This window comes from Peribacillus sp. ACCC06369 (genome assembly GCF_030348945.1).
Lineage (GTDB): Bacteria > Bacillota > Bacilli > Bacillales > DSM-1321 > Peribacillus.
Genome location: NZ_JAUCEN010000002.1, coordinates 3,533,933 through 3,553,024, shown reverse-complemented (window position 1 = coordinate 3,553,024; position 19,092 = coordinate 3,533,933). Strand labels below are relative to the sequence as shown.

Sequence of the window (19,092 nt, the reverse complement as noted above, 5' to 3'; positions counted from 1 at the left end):
AGAATGATGGAAAAGTGGCTGATGGGTGTAGATTTAGGCGGTACAACTACCAAACTGGCTCTGATCAATTCATACGGAGAGATTATTCATAAATGGGAAATCAGCACGGATATCTCCGAAAAGGGCAAATTCATTACGATTAACATAGCCAAAGCGATTGATGCGAAGCTCGTGGAACTTAATGAACCGAAGAGTAAGATAGTAGGGATAGGAATGGGTGCCCCCGGCCCTGTGAAATTTGTTAACGGTTCCATATATGAAGCTGTCAATCTAGGTTGGAAAGACTATCCATTAAAAGATTTATTGGAGGTGGAGACATCTCTCCCTGCGGTGATCGATAATGATGCCAATATGGCAGCTTTGGGAGAAATGTGGAAAGGTGCCGGTAATGGTGCCAAAGACCTCGTTTGTATAACTCTGGGAACGGGTGTAGGCGGAGGGATCATCCATAATGGGCAAATCGTCCATGGTACTAGTGGAGCTGCTGGTGAAGTGGGGCATATAACGGTCGTAACGGACGGCGGGGCACCATGCAATTGCGGCAAGACAGGTTGTTTGGAAACGGTTGCTTCAGCTACGGGAATCGTTCGTATGGCTTTAGAGGCCTTGAATACTGCCGATGAAAAGTCAATGCTTCAGCAGAAAGTCGACGAGGGAAATGTGGTTACTTCCAAATTGTTATTCCAATGCGCTGCAGCAGGCGATCCTTTGTCCAAAGCAGTGGTGGATAAGGTAGGCAATTACTTGGGGCTAGCACTATCACATGTTGGGAATGTCATGAATCCGGATAAAATCGTCATTGGTGGGGGCGTTTCACAAGCGGGAGACATTTTGCTCGATCCTGTCCGATCTGCCTTTGGAAAGTATGCCTTTAAACGGGTTAGTAAATCAACGAAAATCAGCCTGGCAACACTAGGCAATGATGCAGGGGTAATTGGTGCAGCCTGGCTCATTAAAAGCCAATTGAATGGTTGATCCGTTCTTGTGCCCTTTGGCAAGCTGGGGTGTGTAAATTATCGAATTTTCAAAAAGTTCCCCATTTGAAGGGGTGGATGCATTTTGCATAGCGGGGAGAACTATGACCCAAGATTGAAGCGCTCTGGATCATAGCTCCATCGCTTCTTCGATGAGGAGGGACCAGGATTGAAAAGGGTCTTCAAAAAACAGGGACATTCATTGTTTTGGGTCGTATTAATATCACTTTGGCTTAAAACATACATTGCTTATAAAACAAGTTTTGAGATAGATATTGAAAATTGGATCCAGGAGTTCATACTTTTCATCAATCCGGTCAGTTTCCTTTTACTTACTCTTGGCGTGTATATATTTTTAAAAGAAAATAAACGGACGGCATACTTACTGATCATGAGTTTTTTCATCACCTTCGTCCTCTTTGCCAACCTTGTGTTTTTTCGCTTTTTTAATGACTTTTTAACCATTCCCGTACTTTTTCAAACGAGCAATATGAACGACCTTGGAAGCAGTGTACATGAATTGATCAATCCAAGTGACCTTTTGTATTTTGCCGATATTCTGTTCCTGATGCTTATGGTGAAATACAAACCGAAATCATTCCATGACCGTTCATACAATCCTCAGGACCGTAAATTCTTTGTGTTAATGGCTTTAGGAGTGACCTTCTTTAATTTAGCATTAGCGGAAGCTGAGCGTCCTGAACTCCTGACGCGAACGTTTGACCGTGAAATCCTCGTCAAGAATATTGGTACGTACCATTATCACCTCTATGATGCAATATTACAGACGAAATCATCGGCCCAACGTGCCCTTGCGGATGGCAGTGAATTGTCGGAAATTGAAAATTATGTCCGTGCCAATCAAAAAGCGGTTAATGATGATCTATATGGTCTGGCAAAAGGCAAAAATGTGATTCTTGTTTCATTGGAATCGACTCAAAGCTTTGTCATCAATAAAACTGTGAACGGTGAAGAAATCACTCCTTTTCTGAACGAATTCATCAAAGATAGCTATTATTTCAATAACTTTTATCACCAAACTGGCCAGGGGAAAACATCCGATTCAGAATTCATTATTGAGAATTCCCTCTATCCTTTAGGCAGAGGTGCAGTATTTTTCACTCATGCCCAAAATGAATACAGAGCAACCCCTGAAATCTTAACGGAAAAAGGTTACTATACGGCTTCCTTGCATGCCAATAATAAAAGTTTTTGGAATCGTGACATAATGTACGACTCTCTTGGGTATCAGCAGTTTTATGATAGTGATGAATATAAAGTCTCTGAAAAGAATTCCGTCAATTGGGGTTTGAATGATAAATCGTTCTTCCGGCAATCAATTGCCCACTTGAAGGGGATGCCGGAGCCTTTTTATGCCAAGTTCATAACGTTAACCAATCATTTCCCATTCACTTTGAATGAAGAAGACCGGACATTGGAACCTTACGATTCGAGTTCCAAAACATTGAATCAGTATTTTCCGACCGTACGCTATACTGACGAAGCATTGGAACGATTTATCGTTGATTTGAAACGTGAGGGATTATATGAGGATTCCATTATTGTATTATATGGCGATCATTATGGCATTTCGGAAAATCACAACTCTGCCATGAGCCAGTTCCTTGGGAAGGAAATCACGCCTTTCGAATCCATCCAGCTTCAGCGTGTCCCGCTCATCATACATGTTCCCGGGCAGAAGGGTAAAACGGTTTCCACCGTTTCCGGTCAGATTGATGTAAGGCCGACTCTCCTTCATTTATTGGGGATTGAAAATGATGATTATATCGAATTCGGCAAAGATCTATTTTCTGAAGAGAAAATAGAATTCACCGTACTTCGCGATAGCAGTTTCATCACGAAGGATTATCTCTATACGATGGATACCTGTTATGATAAAAAGACCGGAGCGGCGACGGAAAAGGATCCATGTGAGAAGTACTTGGAAAAGGCGAAGCAGGAGCTTGATTACTCCGACAAAATCATATACGGGGATTTGCTCCGATTTTATGAGCGACGTTGAAAAAAGAAACCTGGAGCAATCCAGGTTTTTTTGTTTGTAAGGAGATTCAGGTCCATAAAAGGAGAACCTAGAATCAATTATGAAACACGGAGACTTCCTGAACATCTTTCTGCCTTTCGTTTCATAAAGATTAAACAATGAAAGGGGCGGAGGCTGAATGAAAGTCGTGAGCAGAAACGGGGATAATTTGGCATATTACAGCCAAATGTTCCAAATTCCCCGAGTTTTGATTGAGGATGCAAATCCCGGTATTACTGACGGGGTTTTGCCAAATGGCATGGAAGTACAGATACCGGGGTACATTGTTCAGGAAGAGTCCCGGTTAGATATCGATTTTGCCGAAATCGCTTTACTATGTCACCTGCCCATCGATGGGATATTATTATTGAATCAAGTTGAACAAAAAACGATTTCCGTACCCGTCCGAATCATGAATCCCATGCTTGTCACCGAAAAACCCTATGATTATCAATCACTTCTTAACGATCTTGATATTCTATCTTTTCATTACCCCTTCATTAAAGTTGAATCGATTGGGAGGAGTGTATTGGGAAAAGACCTCCTTGAGGTAAGAATCGGTCAAGGTGAAAAAATCATACATTATAACGGTTCATTCCATGCAAATGAATGGATCACTTCGGCGGTCTTGATGAAGTGGCTGAATGATTTTCTGCTGGCAGTAACGAATGATCGTACATTATGCGGTATGGATTGTATGCCCTTCTATAGGGATACGACAATTTCGATGGTTCCAATGGTTAATCCGGATGGAGTAGAGCTAGTCCTAAAGGGGGAGGAGGCGGCAGAGGGGAAAGTCGATGTTTTGAAAATGAATAATGGAAATCCTGCCTTTTATGCTTGGAAAGCCAATATCCGCGGTGTCGACCTGAATAATCAATATCCGGCCAATTGGGAGATTGAAAAGCAAAGAAAGATTCCAAAAGCCCCTGCCCCGAGGGATTTTCCAGGAGAGACCGCATTATCGGAACCAGAAGCATTGGCCATGAAGGAGCTGGCAAAAAGACGGAATTTTGAAAGAGTGCTAGCACTTCACACACAAGGAAAAGAATTTTATTGGGGATATGAAGGACATGAACCTGAACAGGCTGCGAATGTTGCGAGGGAGTTTGAGAAACGGAGCGGGTATCGGGCGGTACAATATGTTGACAGCCATGCTGGGTATAAAGATTGGTTCATTCAGGAATTCAAACGTTGCGGATTCACAATTGAGCTGGGAAAGGGCATCAATCCACTTCCCCTATCCCATTTGCCTGGTATATATGAAGATTCCGTTAAGATTTTGATGGCTGGCTTGTATATGTGATGCCATTAATCCGGGGAATATACTTCCAAAAAAATATAAGGTAATTATTCGCCACATTTTCTCTTTTTTACTTTATAATGAAAGTCGTAAGGGTTCGATTGGTTAATCCTTACTCTCTTTCTAATGTCTCGCTCACATATGCCAGGCGTTTTTAGTTATGAAGTGGGAGGTGTGTGGAGATTAAAGTATCCAAAGCAGCACTTTGTATGCGGCTTTCCATTTGTAAGATGTTGTGTTTCATCCCATTATTTATCTCCACTATCCTTCTTATCTCGGCTTGTGAGCCTTCCAAGGACCTTAGTAAACCCGTAAATGATACGGAAAAAGAACACTCTCAATCTACCAAGGAAACTTCAGTAAGCAAATTAAAGGTCCCGACTGCAGAAACGGAAAAAATCGAAGCCATTTTTGGATGGCTGGATTCTAAAACCATTTTATATTCTGTGAAGCGGGATGGTCATGAATTATCCCAGTTGATGTCATGGAATTTGGAAACGAATGACACTTCCGTTTTCTATCAGCCGGCTTTTGCGTTTTCTGAAGTTTCCATCAGTCCGTCTGGTACGCATATTTTGTTATCGTCCTTCACCTCTTCGGGTAAAGCATCAATCACAATACTCGATAAAACGGGAAATCCACTGTATTCCGTGGCGATCCCAGCCTATGAATTAGCTTATGAGTGGAATTCATATCAAGATGGCATGTTGTTTTTATCGAGTTTTTATGAAGATTGGACATACAGTAGTTATGTGTTGAATCCAGGTGATCAAACACTGGAAACACTGGACTTTCCACAGCCCTTTGCTCAATGGGCAAGTGAAAAAGAATTGATGTTTCTCGATTGGGATAAGCAAGAACCTGCTTTGACGGCTCCCTTAGAAAGAAAAGCGCTGAATGATGCTGGAGCGGAAAGCCTTATGCTCGATGTCATTCACTTTAAAAAAATGAAACAAGCGCTGATGACGATTCAAGTGGAGACAGAAAAACAAGATCGGGGTACATATGCATTTTATGATCGAACAAACAAACCGATCCACTCTTTTTCCGTGCCACTATTGAAAAGCTTTTCAGATTGGGTGATTCCATCCTATGATTTCATTGAAAAAAACAAGGAATTCATAACGTTTATTCCTAATGAATCAAAAGATGCGGACCAATATGAGGGAAGGTTTACCTTAACTAAATTAAATTGGGAAAAAGGCACACAAGAAGAATTGATGAAGGACATGGAAAATGAACCATTAAGCTGTTCGCTTGATGGCAACCTCTGCTTATATGGATATCAATTTGAGAAAATCATTGATATGAAAACCCATCAAATACAAAGATTGTTCAAACAAACATAATGACCTAAAACAAAAGCTCGCCGGATGGCGAGCTTTTTTCTTTAATGGGCAACAGGAAAACCACTGTTGATGACAGTCATGACAGTGAACCAGCCAAACACGACTGCACTGCCGGCTGCAAAAAGGAATCCTAAGAAGTTTCTCTTTTTTAATGAGGTAAACACAGCTGCAACTCCTAAGATGGCCACAAGTCCGAAAACAACCATTAATATCATATCAAAACCCCCTTTTTTGTAATGAATACCTAATCTCTAATAATATACCCAGAGAATAAAGCAACTACCAAAAATATGTAGAAAAGATTGCATTTGTTAATATCTTAATATTTTTTCAATTATTTGTCGAGGTTTAAAAGGTGACACTTGTATGACTTGAGTAAACTGAATTAACATTAGCAGCTTTAATTGGTGTAAGATGAAGATAGAAAATCATATAGGAGTTGATGAAAATGAAATGGACACAAATACCTCTAGGCCCGCTGCAAACGAATTGTTATGTAGTTTCCGATGGACAGGATTGCGTCATTTTCGATCCGGGTGAAGAGCCTCAAAAAATCATACAGTACATACAGACAAAAAAATTGAAGCCATTGGCTATTTTATTGACACATGCACATTTTGACCATATCGGTGCTCTTGATGCTATTCGCGATTATTATGAGATACCTGCATATATTCACGATAAAGAGGCCAAGTGGCTACTTGATCCCGCATTGAATGGTTCCCAAAAGTGGTTCCCTGAAAATCCAATGCGCATGAAGCCAGCCGATCACATCCTCGCAAATGAGCAAGAACTTACTATAGGAGGATTCACTTTCGAAGTATTCGAAACCCCCGGACACTCACCAGGGAGCGTGTCGTATTATGTGAAGGAGGAACGTCTTCTATTTTCAGGGGATGTCTTGTTCCAGGGAAGCGTTGGCAGAACCGATTTAATAGGCGGAAGCGAAGCAGTGCTGTTAAAAAGCATTGAAACGAAGCTGCTGACACTTTCTGATGATGCTATCGTTTTTCCAGGTCATGGGCCAGTCACGACCATTTTAGATGAAAAGAATACCAATCCCTTTTTAAGATAATGACTATTGCAGGTGCCATATGGCACCTGTTTTATTTTACGTTCTTTGTAATGTAAAAATATTGAAATCGGTCATCTCCGGAACTATACTGAATATAAAAATGTTTTGTCTCTCACCGTGGAATGGAGGGGATGAAAAGGGAGGCCCAAGAAATTTACGGGTCTTCCTGGGAGTGGATGACTTTCCTGATTCCTGCTCTGAAATAAAATGCTTATTTTAATGTTGGTTTTAGGGAGAACATTCCTTTTTTTCGATTAAAGTTATCAAGGTGCATCTTTTATGAACTGTGTCCTTTTTGTGAACTTTAAAATATAGTTTTTTGCATGTTGTCGATAAAAAAACTTATTCATGACATAGAACTTATTTTTATTAAAGATAAGGGAAGGTTTAATTTTCCGATGACCATGGAGACGGAGGCATTGTGTTGAAAAATCACTTGAAGGAATTGATTGCAAGCAGCCCCCAAAGGAGAATTTCCTATCATGACTATATGGATGCTGTTTTATATACACCAAATATAGGCTACTATGTGCGCGAAAAAGAAAAGATTGGCTCAAGAGGGGATTTTTATACTTCTGGTAATGTAGGGGATGCATTTGGGAGGTCACTTGCCAGATGGTTCGTCCATTTAATAAAAATGTGCGGAGTTTCACCAAGAATCATCGAAGTCGGTGCTGGGGATGGTAAGCTGGCTTATGACATCCTCGTTTTCATAAAAGAAATGGAACCGCTTTTATGGGACTCCCTGACTTATATCATGGTCGATGGCAGTCCGTATCACAGAAAGATCCAGCAAGAACGTGTAGGGATGTTCAAACAGGCAGTTTCTGTTGCCAGTTTAGAAAAATGGACGAAAGTAAATGGAGTCGTCTTTTCAAATGAACTATTCGACGCGTTGCCTGTACATGTCATTGAAAAGTATAAGGGAGCGCTTGTAGAGGTATTCGTTGCTGAAAAGGAAGGCGATTTGGTAGAAGTGAGGGAACCTTTGGTCAACCCTGGCATTCTATCTTACCTTACAGAACGAAACATCACATTAAATGAAAAACAACGATACGAAGTTCCGCTTAAAATGGTCCAGGAATATGAGAATATCATTTCCCATATCGATTCGGGCATGCTCCTTACAATTGATTATGGTTATACCGAACGGGAATGGAAGGAGCCAACCCACCTTCAAGGGAGCTTGAGGGGCTATTATCAGCATGAAATGATCAAAGATCCACTTATGTATCCTGGTGATATGGATTTGACGACACATATCCATTTTGACACTTTAATCGAAATCGGAAAAAGAAAGGGTTTTTCCAATCAGGGGCTTTTTCTTCAAAATGAATTCCTGATTAAAACCGGGATACTTGAGGAATTGAAGGACCACCAAGGAACTGATCCATTCTCCAAAACGGCAAAGCGTAATCGTGCAATTCGGGGGCTAATCGTTCCAGGGGGATTTAGTGAACATTTCAGAGTGTTGCTTCAATCGAAGAATTTAGCTGAAGATGCAAAGATCCTCCCTGAATGAGGACAAGTAAAAACCCATGAATCAAAATTCATGGGTTATGTAATATTGCTTGTTCCTAATGCGCAGTACCTGGAGTCATCATAAATACGCTCCAGTAGGAAAATCCTACAAAGAAAACGGTGAGATAGGCGCCGAAAACATAAATATACATGCGCTCAGATAATTTCAAATAACTTAAAAGTACGAAAAAGCCGGTTTGTGCAAAGAAAAGTAATGACGTTTGATGCATATGGCCAAGATAAAAGAATATTGCCATAATTCCTGTCCAAAATCCACATACTCTGAACATGCGTTCCATCCGAATCCCTCCTTATGTCTAGTCGTGTACATTCTAAATAATTATAAATGAGATTGTAAGGTAATGTAAAGGATGCCTTTTGTTTCTATGTGAGAACCGAAGCCTGATAAGAGCATGTTGCGCAATTAGACATCATATTTTCTAATTCCACAATATGGACATTTTCAAACAAGGCTTCGAACATACCTTTTAAAAATGAATTGTGCATGGAACAGATCGTACCTGGCTCTAATTCAGTAACTTCCTTAAACGGGCAATTGTAGATACTGAAGTAGATTTTATTTTCTTCTTCGCTAGCTTGTATTTCAGGCGACAAGCCTGCAATGTTAGCCGCATTTTTAAGAATGTTGACTTTTACCGCAAAAGCGATTTGATCGATCGGTGTTGAGTTCATGGATAGTTGCTGATTGATCAATTCCTCTCCGAATACTTTTCCCGTTTCATAAAGAGCCTGTTTACCTGGTTCCCCTAATGTCATAATCGTCTGGATTGCAATCCTTGAAAGGAGCTGATAGTTCCTATATGGGAAATTAAGCTGAATGACTTTATCAGACAATCGATAAAGTCTGCTAGGGCGACCGCCTTTCCCAGTTTTACGGGCATCAGAGGTCAACATATCGATATCTTCCAGTTTTGATAAATGTAGACGGGCCACATTGGGATGGATTTTAAAAGAATCGGCGATTTGCTGAACCGATACATCTCCATGGCTTTTCACTATATGTTGATAAATATAATATCTGGTGGGATCTGCTAACACGTTTGTTATTCTTAACGTTTGTTCCATTTTACCCTCCTCATGTTCCATAGTTTAACTATGTTCATTATAATGCAGGAAGAAAAAAATGGAATAATAGAAATGGCAAACTCCCCTTAGTTTAAAAAAAGTTCACAATTCAAACGGTTTTATAAGGTAAAATAATATACAATAATTGTACAAATGTTATACAATCATTATATGGGTGATTATATATACAAAATGTGAACGGGGAGTGATAAGTATGCAACAGTTAACATTCTTTTCGTACCCAAGTTGTACATCTTGCCGAAAAACAAAAAAATGGTTAAAGGCCAATCATGTTTCCTTCGATGAGCGCCATTTATTCAGGGAAACTCCAACAGTAGCAGAGTTAAAAAGAATTCTTGAATTGACAACGGAAGGACTTGATGAAGTCTTGGCAACCAGAAGTGAAGCTTACAAAGGCTTACATGTTAATATTGACGAAATGATGCTTTCTGATGTAATCCAATTATTAACAAATGAACCGAAGTTATTAAGAAGGCCCATCCTTATCAACGGGGAAAAACTGGTGATTGGTCATAATGAGGACGCATTAAGAAATTTGGTATCACAAAGGATTAATTTGAAAATGAGCATGTAAGTCGATTCTCGAAGTTTCCTTTCGGGGATTTTTTTTATTCATAAGCAGGAATTTGTCGTGGATTGTCGAATTCATACAACAAGAAACATAGGAGGTGATGAATGAATTGATATCGATTGAAAAGACCGCAGAAAAAATACTTACCCGTGCCATAAAGTTATCAGCATCGGATATCCACATTTTTTTTCGCAGGGAGGGGCCTCTCATCCAATTCAGGATAGATAATAAACTCGTTCCCCAGGAAACATTATCATTCTTTGAAGCTGAAAGGCTGATAGCCCATTTGAAGTTCCTTGCCGCAATGGACATAGGGGAGAAAAGGAGACCCCAGAGTGGTGCCATCACCATCAATTTGGCTAACCAAGTGGTTGGACTCCGCCTTTCCACCTTACCCACTTCCTATCTCGAAAGTTTGGTCATCCGCTTAATACCCCAACAGAATATCCTTCCTCTAGAACAGTTATCCTTATTTCCAAACACCGTTCAAAAATTGATTGCACTTTTGAAGCATTCCCATGGCATGCTCATATTTACCGGTCCGACGTGTTGAGAACTTAGGGACTACGAGGTATAATTGACACATGAAACTTTAGGGAGTGTCGTTATACCAATGATTACTAACGAAAACATCAAGCACGTGGCGGTTTATTTGCGGTTATCTCGTGATGAAGAAAATCGTGGCATTGAAGAAATGCTCGCCAGTCACAAACATACATTAACGGAGCTTTGTAAACTGAATAAATGGTCATTCGAAACTTTTGAAGAAATAGCTTCAAGTAAGACGATTGAAAAAAGAGATAAAATGGTGGAATTGTTGGAACGGATTCCACAAAATCATTTTGATGCAGTTGTGGTAATGGACATTGACCGCTTATCAAGAAATGAATTTGATTCCTCAGATATTAAAAGAATATTATTCACCTCAGGAACTTCAATCGTCACACCCTCAAAATTTTACAATTTATCCAAGGACGAAGATAACTTGCTTTTGGGAATACAGTCGTTGGTAGCTGCTCAAGAATACAAGCAAATTTTAAAACGTATGCAACAGGGGAAGTTGTATGCTAGTAAACAAGGTCAGTGGATGAATGGAATTCCTCCTTTGGGCTATGACAAAAACCCGAAAACGAAAAAGCTTGAGCCGAACGATAAAGCGCAAGATATAAAGTTTATTTTTAATTCAATTGTTGAAGGTAAAACAGTATCTGATGTTTATCATCAATTAAATAAGATGGGTGTAAAAACACGGACAAATGGCAAATTCTTTTTCAACTCCATAGTACGAATTGTAAATAATGAAGCTTATAAAGGAACAATCATTAGTAATCGAACAATAGGCAGGCACGAAGCAATCCGTCCAAAAGAAGAATGGATAGTTGTTGAAAACGCTCATCCTGCTGTTATTGATGAAGAAGTTTGGGAGAAAGCCAATAAGATTGTTAATACATATTCTTTTTCCGCTCCGAAAAGTAAAAATAAGATTTACCCAACCACTAAGCTGATTTTTTGTGGTAATTGCGGAAAACTTCAAGGATGTAATGTGGCACCAACTGGGAAAACGTATATAAAAATTTGTGTTGTTTGTAAAAACAGGACATTTCAATATAATCCCGTGTTGAAAATCATAAAAGGTGAAATAGCGAAATATCGTCAGGACGTGCTAGCTTCGATTGTAGGCGTGAAAGAAAGTAATATAAACAATGATACGGATTACAAAAGAAAACAACTAGAAGCGCAAGTACGGAAAGCTACACAGGCATTGGACAACATCGAGATACTTTTTGAAGAAAGTGAAATTAACCTTCAGCAGTATCGAGAAAGAAAGGCTAAAAGAAATGAACAAATTAAGCAATTAAATCTGGAGCTGGAGAAATTAAATGAAGAAACTCCTAAAGACCGAATAACTGATTTATCAGAAGTGTTGAAACAAGTTGATTATTTGCTTGGGAATTGGCAGTGTCTTGACGGAGAAGGTTTAACAGATGAAGAAGTTAATCGGAGCTTACACTTTATTATTGAACGAATCGAATGGACCTATAGCAAAACTGATGAAGTACCATCGTTAGAAGTAATATACAAAATGGGATAACAGTTAAACAACCGTAGTGTCGTGAGCTACGGTTTTATTTGTGTTCATATATAGGGTTTAACGCAAATAAAAAAACCACGGAGCCCATAAAGCTAGTGGTCGTATGTATCAATCCAGAAATTCAAACCTATAACCAGATGAGTGTATGGTACAGTTTCTTAAAGAATGATACACACTTTGTCCTGTAAAATTCAATTGTCTAGCTGCTTCTTCAACTGATTCAAATTCAAATCTTTCATTATTTCTAATGGCTACAACTGGTCGTTTATTGCTTATATTTATTCCTCTGACAATTGAAGCACAGGATTTACAATAAGGTATTTCTTGATTTGTAATAAAATTATTGTAAGTTTTTTCAGCTGTGCCATCACAATCAGGCTTACAACATTTTGTAGTAATTTTAGATTTAGTCCCTTTATGTTCACCATAAGTAACTACATCAAAACCGCATAATTCCATATTACGTTTTATCATTTCGTGTGTAATACCACGTTTTTTTAACAACAAATGATTTTTTTTAGCATATCCAACATTTGGAATATGAAGTGTTATCTCTTTTCCTTTTCCTACATATGTCTTTACAATTGGCGGTATTTTCTCCATCTGACAGCCCCCGTATAATTCAGATTACAATATTGCTAGTATACTTTAAATATACGGAGTTGGCTTGTATTACTAGCGTGTTCTTTGTAGTTCTAATACCGATGTATGGGAATATAAAATAACATCAGCTTGTCAAAGCTTGTAATTCTGTTTCACTTGCTGTTTTTAATTCTGGAACAATCAAACGAATTGCTTCAATATCATCTAGGGTGGTGTACAACAATTTATTACCGTGTCCTAAATGTCTTTCGATAATTTCATCAGCAATGTATTCTTTTTGCACTTTGTGAAGTCGTACATAATAAACTTTTGAATTTTTAATCAAAAGCTCATGTTCACTTTGAAGCTTTTCTATGTCTGTTAAATCTACTTTTTCGTTGGTGTCGCTAGCTGGTTTTGCTACTACATCCTTTTTCTTTTCGGTTTTTTTCTTGCTCCTCTTAGCTTGTGTTTTTTTTGCAGGAGCTTTCTCAGCCTTTTTAACTGCTTTCTTTTCAAGTGGTGTATCTACAATTGTTGTTTTAACGATTGTTATTTCACCATTGACTTCAATTACAGAAACATTTTCTTCAAGGACAAATATCGAGCGACCAAAACCTTTAAGTTTGGTAGTTTCGATTTTTTGCTCTTTTAATATTTTCTTTAATTTGTATTGTGATAAGTCAAATAAAAATCCTAGGTCAATGATTTTGTAATAGACTTTTCCAGAATAAATAACTCGATTTAACATGATAATTCCTCCAATAATTTAATTTTTTATTTTATATAAGGTCCTGCATTGGGACTTTTACTTGTTGACGGTATTATATTGTCTTTTTATCGATTGTTAGGTAGATTTTTAAAGTGAAATAATTGTGAATATTCTGTAAATCTATCATACCTTGGTATCACTGAGTTTGTGGTTAAAAAAATATTATAAGTTTTTTTCATTAGCTCGTATCACTGGACGTTTTTATGGTCATTCTTGTAGGATTTAACATGAAATGGATTAAATGTTGAATGCTGACGTATTCAATAAATAAACTGTTATAATTGTGGAAAAGGAGGATGAAATTTGAATATTAAAATGGATTTATCTGAAATACTTTTGTATTTAGAATTAATTAAAAAAGAAAATAGCAGGCCTGATTTAGACGAACTTAAGATGATGTTATATTATCTAGAAAATTATGAGCAAGTTAAGGAATTTTACAATAAATTACAAGTAAATAAATTCAATCCACCATATAAATTTCTCACCTTTTCTTTGGTTCATTTTATTGAAGATTATCAAGACTGCGAGGAGCTAAAAAATAAAATTTTTCAAAATACTAGGAGAAAGTATAGTGAGCTTTTTCAACAGCAAATAAGATTAAGTACTTCAAAAGAACAAGCAAAAAAAATAATCGAAGAAGCAAAAGAATACGATATAAGCCTTAAAGAAACCTGGGCAAATAATTATGATTCAATGTGGAAGATTAAAAAAAATCAAGAAGAGTGGAAGGATGGACGGGAAAAGCAATTCGGAAATAATGGTGGTTTTATTAGAATGCATGAAAAGTTTTCCGAATTAAAACTTAATTATTTTAATAATATCCCGTTAAAACAATTAAAAGAAACATTGAGTAATCGGAAAATGGTACACACTTCAGTTTATATTAGAAGTGTGTATATTAAGGAGTTTGCCCGAAGAGTATCAAATGGAATTTGCCAACTATGCGAGAAAGAAGCTCCTTTCCTAGACAAGCAAGGTAATCCATTTTTAGAAGTTCATCATATTCATTATTTATCTAAAGGTGGTAGAGACAGCATAGATAATGTGGTCGCTATATGTCCGAATTGTCATAGAAAAATACATCACCTGGAATTAAAAGAAGACATTAAAAAAATTGAAGAAAAAGCTTTGGCAAATATGAATGTTTAAACCTGCAAATATTTTGGAGGAGAAAGAACAAATCTTAAGTTTGATGAGGGAGCAGGGTGAGATGAGCGGATTATGGAAAGAATTGATGGGATTCATTCCTCTACTTGTTGCAATTATAACTACATTGTTAGCTTTTTTGTTTGGTAAGGCTACTGAAAAAAAGAAAAGATTTTATTTAATGGTTGATGAAAATCTCAATACTAACTTAAGTAAATTGTATAAAGAAGTAATAAATATTACAGAGATTCAAAAGTATGATAGTCGGAAAATGAAAAGATTCATACTAAAATACTCCAACGATGAAAATATATATAAGTTATATGACGATGAATTAATATATAAATTTTTAACATTATCAATAAAGGTAAGAAATGGGGATATTGACGAGGCCGATTTAGTTATGGAGTTTAAATGGCTAAGTATCGATATTGAAAATCTATTTTGGGATACATTAAGAATAAGCTCAAATGATTTTAAGTGGTGGAGGAACAGAAAAACAATTAATCCTTTGGTAGGGATTCCAATGAATATTTTCTTTATAGTTAAAGATGTTTTCGAGTATCTTTTAGCATTATACCTGTTATTCTTCTTCTTTGTTTTACCTGATATAATAAAGGGTAATACAAGTATCTTTATAAAAGATTATGTACCTTCAATAATAAATTTAGCATTTAGTTTTGTTGTAATATATATTTGTATAATATGTTTAAATGCCCTTTTTGGTGTTAAGAGGGATTTTAAACGAAAAAAAATAATAAAATTCAAAAGATTAAAACAGCAAATAAGACACTGAACGAATTTGTTTGGTGTCTTTTTAATTTTTTAATGGTGGACGAAATAAGAACTTGAACCATTTACTTGTATCACTGAACGTTCATATGGTCTGTTCAATAGAATTTATCGTGTAAATGTCATGAATTTTTGATGTTTTTTGGTAAAAGAAATAATGAATTACATTTTGTGAATTATAAAAAATGGTGGGAAATATGGAAATAATACAAAAAAACCGCTCAGGCATCGACCAGGCGGTTTTAATATCGATATAACTGTCCATGTTTTTTACTTTTTAATTTTTTTACTACTTCCGTAATGCAATAAATAGCAGGGAGAAGAAGCAAAAACCATGAACCCCAAATAATATATGATTTATAAGTAATATATATTATTAACATCCATAATCCTAAGTAAATCCCAGATGGTGCGTGTAAAGCTACTTTTAAACTTCCTATATAAGGCAGAGTTTGAATAAATGATATTAGTACTCCAGAATACATGAGTAATAAACCTAAAGGTAGAAAAGATGGAGCCCAATTATCTATAAATTTCATAATAATATCGTTATAAATTAATAAACTTTCAGGTATAGTTTTAATAACTGAAGGTTCCAGTGCATTTTTAAACAAACTTGCCAAACTATTAATAACATAAATGTATAATAAAATTAACCAGGCGAATTGAGGTATCGCATAAATATTATTTTTAAGACTGGTAAAAATACCGATTAAATCCATTTAATCACTCCTATATAATTCAAAAACTAACTTATAAAGAAAAAAATGTCAATTATAATTTATTCTACAAAAAAGGTATGAATTCCTTTTAGTGAAAAAAGGATAGCGCTATTATTCCGCCACCTTCAATATTTTTCAAATTCCAGCCAAGCTTCTTTTTCTTGTTTTTGTTCTTCAGTTATTTCTAGGGGCATGAGTGGAGATAACATTTTTAGTTTGCAATGCTCACCATTTAAAGCATTTTAGTGATAAAATGGATGAATGTAACAGAGGGGGAAACAACATGAAATTTACATATTTAATCGGCACATTAGCCGTTACTTCTGCTTTGCTTTTGGCGGGTTGTAACGCAAAAGAAACAACTGTGGAAAAGGAAGCAACGACAGCTCAAGCGAGTATTGTTGAAAAAGAAAAAAACGTTGAGCTTACGAAAGAAGAAAAGATTGCGGAACTTCCTTCACCTTATGATGAAATTGGGAAGCACTTTGCAGAATGGGAACTTCCGAAAGAAGGACAAATTCCGAAAACCGCCGAAGGATATGCGGAATATAAAGAAATAGTGGACGAATCAACCCCAACGGACGACGAAATCTATTATACAAACGGATATGGCTTCGACGAAAAATCGGGTTACAATTTCGTTGCGGTTTATGAAACGGATGAAGAAGGTCAAGGAGAACCCGCCGAACCGTCACCCGACCAACGTGAAGGAATAATCATGGCAATGGTTGAAGAATGGACGAATGACGGCGATTATGTCTTTGACGGTGTTCCAATGTACAATGAAGATGGAAATGGAAAGCCAATCGAAAAAAATGGAAAGAAAGTAGCGAATCAAGAATTTGTTGATAATATTAAAGTAGATATTAATAGCGAAAAAATGACCGACCTTCTCAAAATAAGAAGTTATGCCGAAAAAGATGAACTTAAACAGCTTGAAGATTGGGCGAATCAAACGGTCGGATATTATAGTGAAGCAAACCATTCGGAAGACATTGAAGATATTTGGGCGAATTATAAAAAAGGTCAAGCTAATATCAAACAGCTAAACGACACATTCAAACTTGCACGTGAATGAATCGGGCGTCCCACAGCGGGGCGTCTTTTTTGTTTTCATTATTGAACTATTAGTTGTACCGTTAGTGCGTGTTTATGTCCGTTTTCATAGGATTACATGAAGTTCTCATTATCTACCCGTAGCACGTCAACCAGTGCGGTTTAGTGAACAAATAAAAAACGCCTAAGTAGGCGCTCAACTGTTTTATTTTGATTTTTCTTTGTATTCCGTTTCCAGCGAATCAATTATTATATGTATTTGATTTGAATAATCCTCTGTTTTTTCAAACCATTCATTATTTTTATTTTTCGTTTTGTATGAATCATAATCAGATACGTGAGTAAAGAAAGAATTGACCAAATTATACATTTCAGGACTTATAGTTGCTGAAAGCTCAGTAACCCATTCTTCATTTTTTTTATAAAACTCGTCAACTTCTTTAACATCGTCTAATTCAGGTTTTTTTTCTAAAGCTAAGCTTAATCCTGCTATATAAGCAAACTGCTTATGGATTTTCCAACTGTCAATAATATTTTTAGGCAACTTTTTGTATCTCTCATTTTTATTTTGATGGTTTAAAGTGAGGTAAACACCAATCAAAGTAAATAAACCGCCAATTATAGAACCAGTAGCACCAATTAATGCAGCTATGTAAATATCCATCATCTCATCACCTTTCTTTTAATTAGCAAACAAAAGAAAAGCCCTCATTACTGAGGGTTCTTCCTGTTTCTAAATGTCCATGCAATGGTAATTCCGGCAAGTAACTCCCACTGAATGTTCACCGAAACATCTACAATCTGTAATACTATCATGCCATCAACCCCCGATTTAAAATTACACCTTTGCGGTGTTAGGCATTCACAACAAAAGCTTTAAATCGGTTAGCTAAATATTACCATATCAAACTGTTAAATTGATACAAAAATAATCATGCAAATGCGAAAAAAGTACTCCGCATAATCGGCGGGGCACTTTTAATATTTATGCTCTTCCAAGTACTTGATTTTTTCGTATTCAGCTTTAGGCATGCCATTCCAAATATTTGGCCCATGGTCTTCATGACCTGGTTGAGGATGCACAGTTGGCGTAACATCCAAGATAAAACTACCCAAGAAAATGGCTCCGTAGAATAAGGGCATTGCCATAAGCAACACGATTAAGCCCAACACCGGTACTATATTTATGTATTTTTTCATGGTGACATACCTCCCAGTTTTTAAATCTTTATATTCAATTGATGTGCAACCAGCATATTTTTAGTCCTTCCAAAGCCAGTCACGAAACCATTGAGCAGGAAGAGCAGCCAATACACAAATTACAAAAAGTATGAATGCAATATACAGCTCTCCTAAGTCAATCAGTATGCCCATTACTACAGCTACACAGGAGATTATAATACCGATAGATAAACGTTCAGTCATTGTTTCACCTCCTTTTTACACAGCTCCATCGTGGCACAACGCACTTTCAAGAGCTGTGTAAAAGCTTGCTTTCAACATTAAGCAGCACTCCAGATGCTACACTGTCCGCCACAATTATTTGCAAGGTTCTCGTGGCGGTCATTCGTTTGTCTGGATACTTCAACTGCAGGTGAGCTTGAATGGCTCGGAACAACTCATTATTTTCCGGTCTGTTAGCATTATAGATTTCTTGTAAATTCTTTAGTTTGTCCATGGCTTTTCCTACTTTCCATCAATATTCATACGGTCTGTACTTCAATCGGAGCGCTTCAAGTTCCGCCTTTTTCTTCAGCATATCTTGCTTCAAGTACAGCTGAACGCCACCTTTTTTGATTGGGACGATTTTTTTCTTTCTAATCAACGAACTCAACCTAGCACGAGTAATGTCGAGCAGCTCGATACATTCCGCAGAAGTCAAAACTTCATTCATCACGAACTGCTCCGGGTCGAATTTCTCCATAATATAATAATCAGTCACGCTCTTTCCTCCTTTTTCGCCCTACGATAAACATAGAAACCCAC

23 protein-coding genes are annotated in these 19,092 nt (G+C 37.1%); 12 read left to right on the top strand and 11 right to left on the bottom strand.

Annotation, left to right across the window (positions count from 1 at the left end; genetic code table 11):
* The first annotated feature begins 3 nt into the window (after positions 1-3).
* From QUF78_RS18115 to QUF78_RS18100, 4 genes are all read left to right on the top strand, one after another.
* A complete protein-coding gene (locus QUF78_RS18115; RefSeq protein WP_289327351.1) occupies positions 4-975 on the top strand; it encodes an ROK family glucokinase in 972 nt (323 codons plus the stop codon).
* A 168-nt stretch (positions 976-1,143) separates the two neighbouring features.
* The gene (locus QUF78_RS18110) at positions 1,144-2,997 is read left to right on the top strand and encodes an LTA synthase family protein (RefSeq protein WP_289325757.1); all 1,854 of its coding nucleotides are present in this window, start codon (positions 1,144-1,146) and stop codon (positions 2,995-2,997) included.
* A gap of 157 nt (positions 2,998-3,154) precedes the next feature.
* The gene (locus tag QUF78_RS18105) at positions 3,155-4,321 is read left to right on the top strand and encodes a M14 family metallopeptidase (RefSeq protein WP_289325756.1); all 1,167 of its coding nucleotides are present in this window, start codon (positions 3,155-3,157) and stop codon (positions 4,319-4,321) included.
* Positions 4,322-4,494: 173 nt separating this feature from the next.
* A complete protein-coding gene (locus QUF78_RS18100) occupies positions 4,495-5,667 on the top strand; it encodes a YqgU-like beta propeller domain-containing protein (protein ID WP_289325755.1) in 1,173 nt (390 codons plus the stop codon).
* 41 nt (positions 5,668-5,708) lie between these two features.
* Here the strand turns inward: QUF78_RS18100 and QUF78_RS18095 are convergent, their stop codons facing one another.
* Positions 5,709-5,882: a DUF2759 domain-containing protein gene (locus tag QUF78_RS18095; RefSeq protein ID WP_289315672.1), complete on the bottom strand. Its 174-nt coding sequence runs from the start codon at positions 5,880-5,882 to the stop codon at positions 5,709-5,711.
* Between the two features lie 233 nt (positions 5,883-6,115).
* Here QUF78_RS18095 and QUF78_RS18090 point away from each other — a divergent pair, with 233 nt between their 5' ends.
* Entirely contained in the window at positions 6,116-6,742 is a 627-nt protein-coding gene (locus QUF78_RS18090) for an MBL fold metallo-hydrolase (protein ID WP_289325754.1), read from the top strand.
* Positions 6,743-7,166: 424 nt separating this feature from the next.
* Entirely contained in the window at positions 7,167-8,264 is a 1,098-nt protein-coding gene (locus QUF78_RS18085) for a class I SAM-dependent methyltransferase (protein WP_289325753.1), read from the top strand.
* 55 nt (positions 8,265-8,319) lie between these two features.
* On the opposite strand, the gene QUF78_RS18080 is transcribed toward QUF78_RS18085, so the two are convergent.
* Both QUF78_RS18080 and QUF78_RS18075 read right to left on the bottom strand, forming a co-directional pair.
* The gene (locus QUF78_RS18080) at positions 8,320-8,562 is read right to left on the bottom strand and encodes a DUF2626 domain-containing protein (RefSeq protein WP_289315675.1); all 243 of its coding nucleotides are present in this window, start codon (positions 8,560-8,562) and stop codon (positions 8,320-8,322) included.
* Between the two features lie 85 nt (positions 8,563-8,647).
* Positions 8,648-9,349 (bottom strand): helix-turn-helix transcriptional regulator, encoded by a 702-nt coding sequence (locus tag QUF78_RS18075; RefSeq protein ID WP_289325752.1) that lies wholly within the window; start codon positions 9,347-9,349, stop codon positions 8,648-8,650.
* A 214-nt stretch (positions 9,350-9,563) separates the two neighbouring features.
* On the opposite strand from QUF78_RS18075, the gene QUF78_RS18070 reads away from it, so the two are divergent.
* The 3 genes from QUF78_RS18070 (at position 9,564) to QUF78_RS18060 (ending at position 12,033) form a co-directional block, all read left to right on the top strand.
* Positions 9,564-9,944 (top strand): Spx/MgsR family RNA polymerase-binding regulatory protein, encoded by a 381-nt coding sequence (locus tag QUF78_RS18070; RefSeq protein ID WP_289325751.1) that lies wholly within the window; start codon positions 9,564-9,566, stop codon positions 9,942-9,944.
* 97 nt (positions 9,945-10,041) lie between these two features.
* Positions 10,042-10,494, top strand: coding sequence for an ATPase, T2SS/T4P/T4SS family (locus QUF78_RS18065; RefSeq protein WP_289325750.1), 453 nt, complete (start codon positions 10,042-10,044; stop codon positions 10,492-10,494).
* A gap of 60 nt (positions 10,495-10,554) precedes the next feature.
* On the top strand, positions 10,555-12,033 hold the full coding sequence (locus QUF78_RS18060; protein WP_289325749.1) for a recombinase family protein: 1,479 nt from the start codon (positions 10,555-10,557) through the stop codon (positions 12,031-12,033).
* Positions 12,034-12,141: 108 nt separating this feature from the next.
* On the opposite strand, the gene QUF78_RS18055 is transcribed toward QUF78_RS18060, so the two are convergent.
* Complete coding sequence (locus QUF78_RS18055; RefSeq protein ID WP_289325748.1) at positions 12,142-12,636, bottom strand: hypothetical protein; 495 nt, start codon at positions 12,634-12,636, stop codon at positions 12,142-12,144.
* 124 nt (positions 12,637-12,760) lie between these two features.
* Positions 12,761-13,366, bottom strand: coding sequence for a hypothetical protein (locus QUF78_RS18050; RefSeq protein WP_289325747.1), 606 nt, complete (start codon positions 13,364-13,366; stop codon positions 12,761-12,763).
* Positions 13,367-13,690: 324 nt separating this feature from the next.
* On the opposite strand from QUF78_RS18050, the gene QUF78_RS18045 reads away from it, so the two are divergent.
* Together QUF78_RS18045 and QUF78_RS18040 are read left to right on the top strand one after the other, a co-directional pair.
* Positions 13,691-14,539 carry an HNH endonuclease gene (locus QUF78_RS18045; RefSeq protein WP_289325746.1) on the top strand — a complete coding sequence of 283 codons (849 nt, stop codon included), beginning with the start codon at positions 13,691-13,693 and terminating at the stop codon, positions 14,537-14,539.
* A complete protein-coding gene (locus QUF78_RS18040; protein ID WP_289325745.1) occupies positions 14,532-15,332 on the top strand; it encodes a hypothetical protein in 801 nt (266 codons plus the stop codon). Before QUF78_RS18045 ends, QUF78_RS18040 begins: the two co-directional genes overlap by 8 nt.
* A gap of 238 nt (positions 15,333-15,570) precedes the next feature.
* On the opposite strand, the gene QUF78_RS18035 is transcribed toward QUF78_RS18040, so the two are convergent.
* Complete coding sequence (locus QUF78_RS18035; RefSeq protein WP_289325744.1) at positions 15,571-16,050, bottom strand: hypothetical protein; 480 nt, start codon at positions 16,048-16,050, stop codon at positions 15,571-15,573.
* Between the two features lie 283 nt (positions 16,051-16,333).
* Between QUF78_RS18035 and QUF78_RS18030 the strand changes: the two genes are divergently transcribed.
* The gene (locus QUF78_RS18030; RefSeq protein ID WP_289325743.1) at positions 16,334-17,128 is read left to right on the top strand and encodes a hypothetical protein; all 795 of its coding nucleotides are present in this window, start codon (positions 16,334-16,336) and stop codon (positions 17,126-17,128) included.
* Between the two features lie 183 nt (positions 17,129-17,311).
* On the opposite strand, the gene QUF78_RS18025 is transcribed toward QUF78_RS18030, so the two are convergent.
* The 5 genes from QUF78_RS18025 to QUF78_RS18005 all read right to left on the bottom strand — a co-directional run bounded on the left by QUF78_RS18025 (position 17,312) and on the right by QUF78_RS18005 (position 19,048).
* Positions 17,312-17,770, bottom strand: a complete 459-nt coding sequence (locus QUF78_RS18025) for a hypothetical protein (RefSeq protein ID WP_289325742.1) — start codon at positions 17,768-17,770, stop codon at positions 17,312-17,314.
* Between the two features lie 314 nt (positions 17,771-18,084).
* Positions 18,085-18,306, bottom strand: a complete 222-nt coding sequence (locus tag QUF78_RS18020) for a hypothetical protein (RefSeq protein ID WP_289325741.1) — start codon at positions 18,304-18,306, stop codon at positions 18,085-18,087.
* Between the two features lie 60 nt (positions 18,307-18,366).
* Positions 18,367-18,531 carry a hypothetical protein gene (locus QUF78_RS18015; protein WP_289325740.1) on the bottom strand — a complete coding sequence of 55 codons (165 nt, stop codon included), beginning with the start codon at positions 18,529-18,531 and terminating at the stop codon, positions 18,367-18,369.
* 46 nt (positions 18,532-18,577) lie between these two features.
* Complete coding sequence (locus QUF78_RS18010) at positions 18,578-18,784, bottom strand: hypothetical protein (protein WP_289325739.1); 207 nt, start codon at positions 18,782-18,784, stop codon at positions 18,578-18,580.
* Positions 18,785-18,802: 18 nt separating this feature from the next.
* Positions 18,803-19,048: a MerR family transcriptional regulator gene (locus QUF78_RS18005; protein WP_289325738.1), complete on the bottom strand. Its 246-nt coding sequence runs from the start codon at positions 19,046-19,048 to the stop codon at positions 18,803-18,805.
* Between the last annotated feature and the right edge of the window lie 44 nt (positions 19,049-19,092).

Excerpts from the sequence above, each read along its gene's own strand:
- QUF78_RS18065 (WP_289325750.1), top strand. The coding sequence starts at position 10,042 with ATGAATGAATTGATATCGATTGAAAAGACCGCAGAAAAAATACTTACC.
- QUF78_RS18095 (WP_289315672.1), bottom strand. The coding sequence starts at position 5,882 with ATGATATTAATGGTTGTTTTCGGACTTGTGGCCATCTTAGGAGTTGCA.
- QUF78_RS18020 (WP_289325741.1), bottom strand. The coding sequence starts at position 18,306 with ATGAAAAAATACATAAATATAGTACCGGTGTTGGGCTTAATCGTGTTG.
- QUF78_RS18090 (WP_289325754.1), top strand. The coding sequence starts at position 6,116 with ATGAAATGGACACAAATACCTCTAGGCCCGCTGCAAACGAATTGTTAT.
- QUF78_RS18115 (WP_289327351.1), top strand. The coding sequence starts at position 4 with ATGATGGAAAAGTGGCTGATGGGTGTAGATTTAGGCGGTACAACTACC.
- QUF78_RS18050 (WP_289325747.1), bottom strand. The coding sequence starts at position 13,366 with ATGTTAAATCGAGTTATTTATTCTGGAAAAGTCTATTACAAAATCATT.
- QUF78_RS18060 (WP_289325749.1), top strand. The coding sequence starts at position 10,555 with ATGATTACTAACGAAAACATCAAGCACGTGGCGGTTTATTTGCGGTTA.
- QUF78_RS18010 (WP_289325739.1), bottom strand. The coding sequence starts at position 18,784 with ATGGACAAACTAAAGAATTTACAAGAAATCTATAATGCTAACAGACCG.
- QUF78_RS18030 (WP_289325743.1), top strand. The coding sequence starts at position 16,334 with ATGAAATTTACATATTTAATCGGCACATTAGCCGTTACTTCTGCTTTG.
- QUF78_RS18015 (WP_289325740.1), bottom strand. The coding sequence starts at position 18,531 with ATGACTGAACGTTTATCTATCGGTATTATAATCTCCTGTGTAGCTGTA.
- QUF78_RS18025 (WP_289325742.1), bottom strand. The coding sequence starts at position 17,770 with ATGGATATTTACATAGCTGCATTAATTGGTGCTACTGGTTCTATAATT.
- QUF78_RS18105 (WP_289325756.1), top strand. The coding sequence starts at position 3,155 with ATGAAAGTCGTGAGCAGAAACGGGGATAATTTGGCATATTACAGCCAA.
- QUF78_RS18055 (WP_289325748.1), bottom strand. The coding sequence starts at position 12,636 with ATGGAGAAAATACCGCCAATTGTAAAGACATATGTAGGAAAAGGAAAA.
- QUF78_RS18035 (WP_289325744.1), bottom strand. The coding sequence starts at position 16,050 with ATGGATTTAATCGGTATTTTTACCAGTCTTAAAAATAATATTTATGCG.
- QUF78_RS18080 (WP_289315675.1), bottom strand. The coding sequence starts at position 8,562 with ATGGAACGCATGTTCAGAGTATGTGGATTTTGGACAGGAATTATGGCA.
- QUF78_RS18075 (WP_289325752.1), bottom strand. The coding sequence starts at position 9,349 with ATGGAACAAACGTTAAGAATAACAAACGTGTTAGCAGATCCCACCAGA.
- QUF78_RS18040 (WP_289325745.1), top strand. The coding sequence starts at position 14,532 with ATGTTTAAACCTGCAAATATTTTGGAGGAGAAAGAACAAATCTTAAGT.
- QUF78_RS18070 (WP_289325751.1), top strand. The coding sequence starts at position 9,564 with ATGCAACAGTTAACATTCTTTTCGTACCCAAGTTGTACATCTTGCCGA.